The sequence below is a fragment of the Microcystis sp. LE19-41.2A genome (assembly GCF_027530405.1).
Classification (GTDB): domain Bacteria; phylum Cyanobacteriota; class Cyanobacteriia; order Cyanobacteriales; family Microcystaceae; genus Microcystis; species Microcystis aeruginosa.
Window position 1 is genome coordinate 1 of record NZ_JAPZQJ010000444.1, and the last position, 10,781, is coordinate 10,781.

Sequence of the window (10,781 nt, forward strand, 5' to 3'; positions counted from 1 at the left end):
TGACAGTAGGGAAGACCTGTTTAGGAATTGACGCGGGAATTGAAAGTTTTGTCGCTACTTCACGGGGAGATTTAATCAAAGCCCCTCGATTTTTGTTGAAAGTACAGAGTAAGCTTAAATTGCTACAAAGACGCTTGAAACATCAAGTCAAAGGCTCGAACAATTGGTTAAAACTCCAAGAGAAGATAGCAAGATTACACGAGAAAGTGTCTAATACTCGTAGAGATTGGCATTTTAAGTTAGCTCATTACCTTTGCGATCTCGCTGATAATATCTTTGTTGAAGATATTAACTTCGTTTCCTGGTCTAGAGGGATCGTTAGAAAACAATCTCTGGATTCAGGTATCGGTAGTTTTATTAACGAGATATTACCGTTTGTCGCTTGGAAACGGGGAAAATATTATCTTAAGGTTGATAAAAACGGAACCTCGCAAGAGTGTCCGAATTGTGGCGCAATTACTGGTAAAAAAGCGTTATCGGAAAGAGTTCACCGGTGTGATTCTTGCGGCCACATTGAACCAAGAGATACGGCATCAGCAAAGGTAATTGAGAACCGAGGAAAAAATGCGGTCGGACTGACCGTGTTAGAAAACGCTTGCGGAGGCGATTTGACGGGGATCGACTGGGTTAAACTCGGTCGATCTAGTTAAAAGCCTAAGAACCGAGAATCCCCCGCTACACCGCGCGAGCGGTTAGCGGGGGAGAGTCAATCCCCGATAACTGATAACTGCTAGACTAATTGGGTGATGCTTGCAAGATTAATAAAACCAGTGTCGAGATTAGAATGCAGGGACTTTTAAGAAAACTTTGGCGTGCGATCGAAAACTTTTTTACCCGACTTTTGGGGGGACAAGGGGGAAAGGGGAGAGTACAAGCGATCGAATCTGTTCCCCTAACCGATACAGACTACGAGTTTCTCTATATGCAGTTACTCGATGGAGTGTCCCACGGTTGGCACGAAGGCAGAATTCTGAGATTTTTTGAGAAATTGGGCGATCGAGGTCGGCAAAAAGATTGGGTAGAATGGTTAGAGCGCTTTGGGAGCCGTCTGCAATCCTCCGCTTCCCTTAACCAACTTCTCGCCACCAGAATGATCCGTTTGGGAGAATTAGCTCGCGCTTTCCCCGGGATTGAACGTATTGGTGAAGCTTCCTACGAGATCGGTTATCAACTCTACACCAAAGAAACTGCCACTTTAATCTGGGAATACGCCGGCGACGATGAGGACCCGGGCAGTTATTCCCAGCCGCAAACCCCAGAAAATTTCTTATATTCGGGTGAAACTAGCGATTTTAACGGTGCTGACCCAGAAAATCCCCAATTAGAAACCCTCACCCTCGATGAATTATTTGACCGTCTGCAAAACGATCCTACCCTAGCCGGGCAAATGGCCGAACAATTGGGCATCGAAAATAAGGACGCAGAAAGCATTATTGATAGTCTCATCGCTCAATTTTCCCCCCAGGAAGCTAAAAACCCTGAAACTGCCGAAGATTGGTTTAATCAGGGCTTAGAACAGGCAAATTTAGGCAATTGGTCAAATGCGATCGCCGATTGGGAACAGGCCTTGACGATCGATCCCCAATTAGCCTCGGCCTGGCATAATCGTGGTGGTGCCTTAGCCATGATTGGTAACTACGAAGAAGCTTTAAATAGTTATGATCGCGCCCTAGAAATCACCCCCAACGATCACCAAGTCATTAACGCTAGAGGCAGCGCCCTATACGGACTGCAACGTTGGCAAGAAGCGTTAGAATGTTGGCAACAGGTGCTAGAAGCGGACGATAATTTTTATCAAGCTTGGTACAATCGCGGCAGTACCCTAGAAAATTTAGGCGAAACCCAAGCAGCGATCGCCTGTTATCAAAAAGCTTTAGGGATTGCGCCGGATTTTGAGCTTGCCCAAACCCGTCTAGAGGCTTTACTAGGGCAAAAACCGCCCGAAGACGACGGTAATCCCCCCGCCTGATTCAATCTGAACTTGAGCAGTCAACAGCCTACAATGAGGAGAGGATAGAGACTAATTTTAATCAATCAGGCCCAGCAATGAGTATAAAAAGCAAACCTCCTTCACAATCTCGCCTGATCGGTAATGTTTTATTAGCCGTAGGCGGCTTATTTCTGATTGTTAACCTTCTTTTCCCGCAATTATTTGGCCCTAGCGTCCCCAAAGTTCCCTATAGTCTTTTTATCGACCAAGTGGAAGATGGCAACGTCGCTAGGGTATCCGTGGGACAGAATGAGATTCGTTATCAGCTTAAAAACGACCAAGAGGGCAACTACGGACGAATTTTCAGCACTACACCGATTTTTGACCTAGAATTGCCCAAACGTCTAGAAGCCAAGGGCGTAGAATTCGCCGCCGCGCCACCGCCAAAAAATGGCTGGATTGGCAGTGTCCTTAGTTGGGTGATTCCTCCCCTGATTTTTGTCGGTATTTGGCAATTTTTCCTCGCTCGCAGCGGTGGTGGTGGTCCAGCCGGGGCTTTATCGATTACCAAAAGTCGCGCTAAAGTCTATGTGGAAGGAGACACCACCAAAACCACTTTTGAAGATGTGGCCGGTGTGGAAGAAGCGAAAACCGAATTGGCCGAAATCGTCGAATTTCTCAAATATCCCCAACGTTACATTCAAATCGGGGCGCGGATTCCCAAGGGTGTCCTCCTAGTCGGTCCGCCGGGGACAGGAAAAACCCTGCTGGCAAAAGCAGTCGCGGGAGAAGCGGGAGTTCCTTTCTTTAGTATCTCAGGTTCGGAATTCGTGGAACTCTTTGTCGGTGCAGGTGCGGCCCGAGTGCGAGATCTGTTTGAACAGGCCAAGAAAAAAGCCCCCTGTATTATTTTTATCGATGAATTAGACGCGATTGGTAAATCTCGCGCTAACGGTAATTTTATGGGGGGTAACGATGAGCGGGAACAGACTTTAAACCAATTATTGACGGAAATGGACGGTTTTAACGCTGGTGATGCGACGGTAATCGTGCTGGCCGCTACTAATCGCCCAGAAACTCTTGATCCCGCCCTTTTACGCCCTGGCCGTTTTGATCGCCAAGTGTTAGTTGATCGCCCCGATCTGGCTGGACGCTTAAAAATCCTCGAAATCTACGCAGGTAAGGTAAAATTAGGCTCAGATGTGGATTTAAAACAGATTGCTACCCGCACCCCTGGTTTTGCTGGTGCTGACTTAGCTAATCTAGTCAATGAGGCCGCTTTATTGGCAGCCCGCAATCAACGCAGCACCGTCGCCCAAGAGGACTTTAATGAGGCAATCGAGCGGGTAGTGGCCGGTTTAGAGAAGAAAAGCCGGGTTCTCTCGGAAAAAGAGAAGAAAATCGTCGCTTATCACGAAGTTGGTCACGCTCTCGTCGGTGCAGTTATGCCGGGGGGTGGTAAAGTTGCTAAGATTTCGATCGTCCCTCGCGGCATGGCAGCCCTCGGTTATACCCTGCAAATGCCCACGGAAGACCGTTTCCTTATGGATGATACGGAATTACGCGACCAAATTGCTACTCTTTTAGGTGGTCGGGCCGCCGAGGAAATTATCTTTGGTAGTATTACTACTGGGGCAGCTAATGACCTACAGCGGGCGACGGATTTGGCCGAACGCATGGTGACTACTTATGGTATGAGTAAGACCTTAGGTCCCCTGGCCTACGAAAAAGGTCAACAGAATAGTTTTCTGGGAGATGGTATGATGAATCCCCGGCGCTTGGTGAGCGATGATACGGCCAAAGCGATCGATAATGAAGTGAAAGAGATTGTCGAAAATGGTCATCAGCAGGCCCTGGATATCCTTGCTCAAAATCGCGATTTGCTCGAAGAAATTGCCCAAGAAATCCTCAGTAAAGAGGTGATTGAAGGGGAACAGTTGCAAGCACTGCTCGATCGCGTTAAACCCCTCGATCGAGAACCTGTTACTGTTTAGATTGATTTGATTTTTACCTTACCCCATCTTCAACAAAGATGGGGTTTCTCATCTAGAAATTTTGACCTTTAAGAGGGATTGGGGCTGAATATTGAGGAGATAATCCAGAAAAGTCTTGGCGATCACAGATAGTTTTTTATCCTTGGGATAAACCACATACCAATGGCGTTGGATGGGAAAATCTTGCACGTCAAGGATGGTAAATTCCCCATTGGGATTATCTAAATTTAAGACGTGCTGAGACAGAACTGAAATTCCTAAACCACCAGCGATCGCTTGTTTAATGGCTTCATTATTGCCGATTTCCAAACGCAGAGATACGGTGATGCCATGGTCGAGAAAAATTTGCTGTACTGCCCGTCTAATTCCCGATCCCATTTCCCGCATAATAAAAGGTTCCCCTTGCAGTCGTTTAATCGGAATTTTTTTCTGTCCCGCTAGGGGGTGATCTTTGCGAGCAATAACCACGAGGGGATTTTCCAGAAACGGTCGAATCTCTAGGTTTAGCTCTTGGGGGGGTTCGCTTAAAATATATAGGTCATCAACATTATTGATCATCCTTGTTTCTAGGTCTTGGTGATTGGTCAATTCTAGGGACACATCCACCCCTTGGTACTGTTGACAAAAAGGACCTAGGATTTGAGGGATTAAATATTGGGCTGTGGATACCGCCGCTAAACGCAGTTTACCCTGTTTAATGCCCTTGATATCAGCGATCGCCATCTCAAAGTTATCAAGATCCTTGAGGACTGCTTGACAGGTGACTAATAAACTGCGTCCGGCCTCGGTTAAATACAAACGTTTGCCTATCTGTTCAAATAAGGGTAAACCCACTGATTTAGTCAGTTGTTTCATCTGGGTAGAAACGGTGGGTTGGGTGATCGATAGTTCTTCAGCAGCCCTGGTGAAACTGCCATGACGAGCGGTCGCTTCAAAGACAATCAGTTGATGTAAAGTGGCGTGAATCAAGAGAGGCCTCTAGAGAGCTACACTTCTGTTACTGCCTTGAGGAGCTTTGCTAAACAGAAGCAGGAATGGAGGGGAACGAGTAAAAACCTCCCCACCCCGCTTATATCATAGGTTTAAATCAATACTTTTGTAAAGATATATCGATTTAAACTCAATTTACAAAAATTTGCTTGTCAAGCTATCCGTTCTAGTATAGATTTAGAACAATCGATCTTTAAAAACCATAAAGTTTTGTCTATCAAGGCTGGTCTGTCAACCGCCAGCTTTGTTATGGCAAAAAATCCTTTGCTCAGTTGGATTCTCATGGAAATAACCAATCGTATTCATTTTGACAATTTGCGGGGCGATAGCTTCGGTGGTGTAACAGCTGCCAGCGTTTCTCTCCCTCTAGCTCTTGCCTTCGGGGTGGCTTCTGGGACGGCGATCGAGGCCAGTTTAACCGACAAAAATCCCGAATTAGGCTTACCTGCGGACTTGACACTGTCCAAAGTTCTGCCCGCAACAGGTTTGCTTAAGGGGTAAAGAGCCTTACTCTTACTCTCTTTCAGCTTTTGAAGGTTCATTTAGTTCGTTTATATTCAATACTCCTCATCAGGGGAGGCTTAAGGAGGTATTCGTGGATTTTTTCTCATTGTTTGTCATGGACTTTATCCAGCAGTTGCAGTCGCCAACGCTGGCCTTTTTGATTGGTGGCATGATCATTGCCGCTCTCGGTAGTGAATTGGTCATCCCAGAGTCGATTTGTACGATCATCGTCTTCATGCTGCTGACCAAAATCGGTCTGACCGGCGGGATTGCCATCCGCAATTCCAACCTGACGGAAATGGTATTACCAATGATCTTTGCCGTCATAGTAGGGATTATTGTGGTCTTCGTCGCACGCTATACCTTAGCCAATCTGCCCAAGGTGAAAGTGGTGGATGCGATCGCAACTGGGGGGTTATTTGGAGCCGTGAGTGGCTCGACTATGGCAGCCGGTCTGACGGTACTCGAAGAACAAAAGATCCCCTACGAGGCCTGGGCCGGCGCACTCTATCCCTTTATGGATATCCCGGCGCTGGTAACGGCGATCGTGGTGGCTAACATTTATCTTAACAAGAAGAAGCAGAAAGAATCGGCCTACGACCGCGAGTCTTTTAGCAAGCAGCCGGTGGCGGCCGGGGATTATTCCGATCAGCAGGATTATCCCAGCAGTCGGCAGGAGTATCTCAGTCAGCAGCAGCCTACGGATAATCGGGTCAAGATCTGGCCGATCATTGAAGAAAGCCTTCGCGGACCTGCCCTATCGGCCATGTTATTAGGTCTGGCTTTGGGCATATTCACCCAGCCGGAAACTGTCTATAAAAGCTTCTACGATCCCCTCTTTCGTGGCTTGCTTTCAATCTTGATGCTGGTCATGGGGATGGAGGCTTGGTCAAGGGTTGGCGAACTGCGTAAGGTGGCCCAGTGGTATGTCGTCTATAGCGTCCTAGCACCCTTTGTGCATGGTCTAATCGCCTTCGGTCTCGGCATGGTTGCCCACTACGCCACCGGGTTCAGCTGGGGCGGTGTCGTGGTTCTGGCCGTCATCGCTTCCTCTAGTTCCGACATCTCCGGGCCGCCCACGTTGCGGGCCGGTATCCCCTCGGCTAATCCCTCCGCCTATATAGGCGCGTCCACGGCCATCGGTACGCCCGTAGCGATCGGCTTGTGCATACCCTTCTTCCTTGGTCTCGCCCAGGCCCTCAGCGGCGGCTAGGATTGTGGTCTGTGGGCGCTCCCTTGACGGGGCTTACCAAGCAAATAAATGTACACATTTAAGGAGATAATCAACATGGCCAAACCAGCCAAAAAGCTCGTCATCGTCACAGAAAAGATTTTGTTGAAAAAAGTCGCCAAGATCATCGAAGAATGCGGGGCGAGTGGTTACACGGTGATGGATACTGGCGGTAAAGGCAGTCGCAACGTGCGCTCGTCGGGACAACCCCACGTTTCCGAAACCGATACGAATGTTAAGTTCGAGATACTTACCCCCGATCGAATTATGGCCCAAAATATTGCCAAGCAGGTTGCCGATCAGTTTTTCCTCAATTTTGCGGGCATGATCTATCTCTGTGATGCGGAGGTTCTGTACGGACAGAGTTTCTGTGGACCAGAGGGCTGTGAAATCTAGACAACTAAGCTTGTCTTGATCCGGGCCACCCCATCTGCAGCCTGACTGTCCTTGAGCGGTGGCCCTTTTTCCTATCCCCCAGTTTTATGACCACCTAGGGCTTGCTGAATAAATCTAAAAACCTTGTTGGATAAGGCTTTTAGGCTTTTTTCCCTCAAAAAGTGCTGACCATTGGAGTGATTGGGGGTAAAATTCCTGGACTTTTTCCCTGAAAATTAGGTAACTGACTACCTCAAAATCGGTAAAACCCTACACCCTATACCCCACACCCCACACCCTGCCCCCACGAAAAACTTTTTCAGCAGACCCTACCTAAAACCTTTAAACCCTCATCCCTTTAAACTCATGATTTTGTCCCATATTCTGCCTCCTTTGATCGGGGAGATAGCGGCTCCCATGGCTCCGCTCCCCTTGCTCGCCACCGTTGTGGCCGAGGATTCACCGATTATTCTCTCTGGCGTATTGCTGACACTGGTGGTGATTTATCTGGCCAGCAAGCTCGGCGCAGAGGCCGCCAGACGATTGGATTTTCCGCCGGTACTGGGAGAACTGGTCGCTGGTGTGATTGTCGGCGTTTCGGCACTGCATCTGCTCATCTTTCCCGAAGGGGGACTATCGGCCTCGGACTCGCTGATTATGACGGTACTGCAAGGATTGAATCAATTGGCCCCGGCTGCCGTGGACCGGATCTTTGAGTCCCAAAGTGAAGTGATTTCGGTTCTAGCTGAAATCGGTGTGATTATTCTGCTGTTTGAAATTGGCCTAGAATCCGACCTGCGGCAACTCAAGGAAGTGGGAATTCAAGCCACGGTTGTGGCCTGTGTGGGGGTTGCGGCACCTTTTGCGGCAGGTACGGCCGGGTTAATGCTCGTCTTTCATGTGGCGGCTATCCCGGCGATTTTTGCGGGGGCAGCCTTAACGGCAACCAGTATCGGTATTACCTCGAAGGTGTTGTCCGAGTTAGGTCAACTCAAATCCAAAGAAGGGCAAATTATTGTCGGTGCGGCGGTGATCGATGATGTCCTCGGTATTATTGTTCTGGCTGTGGTCGCTAGTTTAGCCAAAACTGGTGAGATTGATGTGACCAATGTTATTTATCTGATTGTCAGCGCTACGGCCTTTTTGATCGGATCAATTTTGTTGGGAGGTATTTTTAACAAAAGTTTTGTGGCGATCGTGGAGCGGCTGAAAACTCGGGGCAATATTGTTATTCCGGCATTTGTCTTCGCTTTCTTTATGGCATTTTTGGGCAATGCTATTCATCTTGAAGCGATTTTAGGGGCTTTTGCTGCGGGTTTGGTGCTTGATGAAACTGATACCCGGAACGAGTTGGATGAGTTAATTAAACCGATCGCCGATTTGCTTGTACCAATTTTCTTTGTGACGGTGGGAGCGCGTGCTGATCTCGGTGTTTTAAACCCAACGGTACCGGAGAATCGGGCCGGACTTTTGATCGCTGTCTTTTTGATGGTTGTGGCGATCATCGGTAAACTGGTGACAGGCTGGGCAGTTTTTGGCATATCTGGAATCAATCGCCTCGCCATCGGTGTGGGTATGATTCCCCGGGGTGAGGTGGGTCTAGTTTTTGCTGGGATTGGTTCGGCCAGCGGAATTTTGGATAAGCCTTTGGAGGTGTCGATTATTATTATGGTAATCTTGACGACTTTCCTGGCCCCTCCCTTCCTCCGAATCGCTTTTGGTAAGACGGAAGCTGTTCCCGAAACCCTAGAAAGCAAGGATTCGGCTAATCCTATTCCTTAATTTTGCGGGTAAAATCTGATTTTTTAGACGAGGCTGAAGCATTTTCAGCCTTTTTACAAATCTATGCTAAGGATCACCGGAGCGATCGAGGTAAGATTTGAGAGTATCTAATCTTTTTCCTATGTTCGAGCAGACATTTAAGAATATCGACGATATTCTCCGAAAAGAGGCGGGATGCGCGACGGAGTTGGATTACGCAGAACAGATTTCCTAGATTCTCTTTTTGGCTCTTCGGTTTGTGTTATGCAATGGAGTTGTTCCCGATAACCATCGCCGCGTCTTTGCCGGGGACTTTACCCGGTGCGAAAATATTGAAAGAAGCGCCCCCGTTATCACTCAAGAGGCTAACCGACATATTTTGTCCAGCATTGGCGCGAATTAGGTATTGAACGACTTGTTCTCCCTTGATTTTGCCTTGAATAGTGGTTCCTTCGGTTCCGGCTTTGAATTGCACCCGTTCTTTACGGATTTCGCTTAAGGCGGGAGAAGGTAAGATGACTGGGGTGGTGATTAAGGTGGCCAGTAAAAAAGCGGAAAAGAGTTTACGCATGATTTAAGTTTTTTCCCAAGTTAATTAGATGTTTTACAGCGATCGCTAGATTTGTGGACAATTGTACTATAACGTCCGTCTAGTTTTTTTCCGAACGGGCTGATTTCGCTTTTTCTAGGGTGTCTTGACAGTTGATTTTGGCGAATTCTTCGATTTGTTCTGGTTTCAAATTAAAATCTGAACCCGCTCTTTCTTTAATTTGTTTTAAGAGTTGATCGGTTTCCGATTGGGTTAGTAAACCCGCTTGTTTTCCCGTTTCCGTGGCGACACAAACACCGTAGGTTACACCACCTGTGAATCCGAGGGTTCCCAAGAATTTCCCTCCTAGAAACAATCCGATACCCGCACCGATAACACCCGTGGTAATAGCTATCAACAAGACATAAACGGGTTTCATGCTTTTTTGATCTCCTCCAATGAAGACTAAGTGAGCGTGTTATTACATAGCGCCTTCGTCCACTTTGGAATAGGGTAGGTTTTTGATAAATTTGACGATCTGGTTGCCGTTGCGGTTAAAGGAACATTGGAAGGTATTGACCATTTTATCTGTCTCGTAAGTGCCGTTAACTGCGTGAGTGCCGTCGGTGCGTTGTCCTTCGTATTTGACGACGATATTACCCGGCGAGGTTTTATAAGCATTAGCGGCGCGAGATTTGCAGGCCGACAACATGGTAGCAGTATTCGCGGCATAAACTGGTAAAGTAGCGACGAGGGCGATTCCGGTGGCGATGGCGCTGAATTTTATAGACTCGAACATGATTGATTTTCTTACAGAGTAAGAGGGGCGATAATCTCTAGGATGCGTTCAAGATTTTTCGATAACTACCTAATCGTTACCGAGACGGTGAAAGGAACGGTATGATTGCCGTCTTTCGCTTCTCCCATGAGATAGACACGAATGGTATAGTCGCCATCTTTGGGGAGTTTAATTTTAGCCATGGCGTTGGGGCCTTGGGCAGAACTGTTATAAATCGCTACATTATTACTACCGGGCGGCAGGATATTAAAAAATACACTATGCTTGTCTTCTGGGTTGCCTGTCCCATCATCAGCAAGAGAAACCATCAGGGTTTGACCTTTTCTCGCTCTTAAGACAAAATCTCGGTATTCACGCCCTGTAATTGTCCCGTTGAGGGCGGCCATATCACTTCCCTGTTCAAAGTTCACTCTACCGCTTAACTGCGCTTGTAGAGGGGCGGTTAAACCTAAACCGAGGGATAAAGCGATCGCTACGGAAGCTAAAACGTTACGAGGGGAAATAAGCGGAAAATGTTTCATGTTTATGGCTCTTCGTTACTTGTTATGGTTCGATAGGGGGGCATAAATCGACTAAATCCTTATCTGGCAAGAGACTTAATTGATTAGTTCGCTCTAGATCAAAAATAATTGACAAAAATCGCCAAATGCCTTTCTATATAAGGGTTC

General features: G+C 47.4%; 12 protein-coding genes. 7 read left to right on the top strand and 5 right to left on the bottom strand.

The window, feature by feature from the left end; all coding sequences use genetic code 11:
* From O9290_RS18945 to ftsH4, 3 genes are all read left to right on the top strand, one after another.
* A partial coding sequence (locus O9290_RS18945; protein WP_288087375.1) for an RNA-guided endonuclease InsQ/TnpB family protein occupies positions 1-650 on the top strand: 650 nt, incomplete at its 5' end.
* A 134-nt stretch (positions 651-784) separates the two neighbouring features.
* Positions 785-1,969 (top strand): tetratricopeptide repeat protein, encoded by a 1,185-nt coding sequence (locus tag O9290_RS18950; protein ID WP_288058290.1) that lies wholly within the window; start codon positions 785-787, stop codon positions 1,967-1,969.
* Between the two features lie 77 nt (positions 1,970-2,046).
* Positions 2,047-3,924 carry an ATP-dependent zinc metalloprotease FtsH4 gene (gene ftsH4 / locus O9290_RS18955; protein ID WP_002757693.1) on the top strand — a complete coding sequence of 626 codons (1,878 nt, stop codon included), beginning with the start codon at positions 2,047-2,049 and terminating at the stop codon, positions 3,922-3,924.
* Between the two features lie 48 nt (positions 3,925-3,972).
* Here the strand turns inward: ftsH4 and O9290_RS18960 are convergent, their stop codons facing one another.
* On the bottom strand, positions 3,973-4,893 hold the full coding sequence (locus tag O9290_RS18960) for a LysR family transcriptional regulator (protein ID WP_002757696.1): 921 nt from the start codon (positions 4,891-4,893) through the stop codon (positions 3,973-3,975).
* A 270-nt stretch (positions 4,894-5,163) separates the two neighbouring features.
* On the opposite strand from O9290_RS18960, the gene O9290_RS18965 reads away from it, so the two are divergent.
* The 4 genes from O9290_RS18965 (at position 5,164) to O9290_RS18980 (ending at position 8,806) form a co-directional block, all read left to right on the top strand.
* Complete coding sequence (locus O9290_RS18965; RefSeq protein ID WP_080603588.1) at positions 5,164-5,415, top strand: sulfate permease; 252 nt, start codon at positions 5,164-5,166, stop codon at positions 5,413-5,415.
* Between the two features lie 94 nt (positions 5,416-5,509).
* Positions 5,510-6,631, top strand: coding sequence for a sodium-dependent bicarbonate transport family permease (locus O9290_RS18970; protein WP_002757699.1), 1,122 nt, complete (start codon positions 5,510-5,512; stop codon positions 6,629-6,631).
* 75 nt (positions 6,632-6,706) lie between these two features.
* The gene (locus O9290_RS18975; RefSeq protein WP_002757700.1) at positions 6,707-7,045 is read left to right on the top strand and encodes a P-II family nitrogen regulator; all 339 of its coding nucleotides are present in this window, start codon (positions 6,707-6,709) and stop codon (positions 7,043-7,045) included.
* A gap of 345 nt (positions 7,046-7,390) precedes the next feature.
* Positions 7,391-8,806, top strand: a complete 1,416-nt coding sequence (locus O9290_RS18980) for a cation:proton antiporter (RefSeq protein WP_288058288.1) — start codon at positions 7,391-7,393, stop codon at positions 8,804-8,806.
* A 241-nt stretch (positions 8,807-9,047) separates the two neighbouring features.
* Here the strand turns inward: O9290_RS18980 and O9290_RS18985 are convergent, their stop codons facing one another.
* The 4 genes from O9290_RS18985 to O9290_RS19000 all read right to left on the bottom strand — a co-directional run bounded on the left by O9290_RS18985 (position 9,048) and on the right by O9290_RS19000 (position 10,634).
* Positions 9,048-9,356 (bottom strand): hypothetical protein, encoded by a 309-nt coding sequence (locus O9290_RS18985; protein ID WP_288058286.1) that lies wholly within the window; start codon positions 9,354-9,356, stop codon positions 9,048-9,050.
* A 79-nt stretch (positions 9,357-9,435) separates the two neighbouring features.
* Positions 9,436-9,753: a hypothetical protein gene (locus tag O9290_RS18990; RefSeq protein WP_002757706.1), complete on the bottom strand. Its 318-nt coding sequence runs from the start codon at positions 9,751-9,753 to the stop codon at positions 9,436-9,438.
* A 42-nt stretch (positions 9,754-9,795) separates the two neighbouring features.
* A complete protein-coding gene (locus O9290_RS18995; protein ID WP_002757707.1) occupies positions 9,796-10,113 on the bottom strand; it encodes a hypothetical protein in 318 nt (105 codons plus the stop codon).
* 65 nt (positions 10,114-10,178) lie between these two features.
* Complete coding sequence (locus O9290_RS19000; protein WP_002757709.1) at positions 10,179-10,634, bottom strand: hypothetical protein; 456 nt, start codon at positions 10,632-10,634, stop codon at positions 10,179-10,181.
* Between the last annotated feature and the right edge of the window lie 147 nt (positions 10,635-10,781).

Bases quoted from the DNA above. Each gene is read 5' to 3' on its own strand.
- O9290_RS18975 (WP_002757700.1), top strand. From the start codon at position 6,707: ATGGCCAAACCAGCCAAAAAGCTCGTCATCGTCACAGAAAAGATTTTG.
- ftsH4 (WP_002757693.1), top strand. From the start codon at position 2,047: ATGAGTATAAAAAGCAAACCTCCTTCACAATCTCGCCTGATCGGTAAT.
- O9290_RS19000 (WP_002757709.1), bottom strand. From the start codon at position 10,634: ATGAAACATTTTCCGCTTATTTCCCCTCGTAACGTTTTAGCTTCCGTA.
- O9290_RS18950 (WP_288058290.1), top strand. From the start codon at position 785: ATGCAGGGACTTTTAAGAAAACTTTGGCGTGCGATCGAAAACTTTTTT.
- O9290_RS18965 (WP_080603588.1), top strand. From the start codon at position 5,164: ATGGCAAAAAATCCTTTGCTCAGTTGGATTCTCATGGAAATAACCAAT.
- O9290_RS18980 (WP_288058288.1), top strand. From the start codon at position 7,391: ATGATTTTGTCCCATATTCTGCCTCCTTTGATCGGGGAGATAGCGGCT.
- O9290_RS18995 (WP_002757707.1), bottom strand. From the start codon at position 10,113: ATGTTCGAGTCTATAAAATTCAGCGCCATCGCCACCGGAATCGCCCTC.
- O9290_RS18985 (WP_288058286.1), bottom strand. From the start codon at position 9,356: ATGCGTAAACTCTTTTCCGCTTTTTTACTGGCCACCTTAATCACCACC.
- O9290_RS18990 (WP_002757706.1), bottom strand. From the start codon at position 9,753: ATGAAACCCGTTTATGTCTTGTTGATAGCTATTACCACGGGTGTTATC.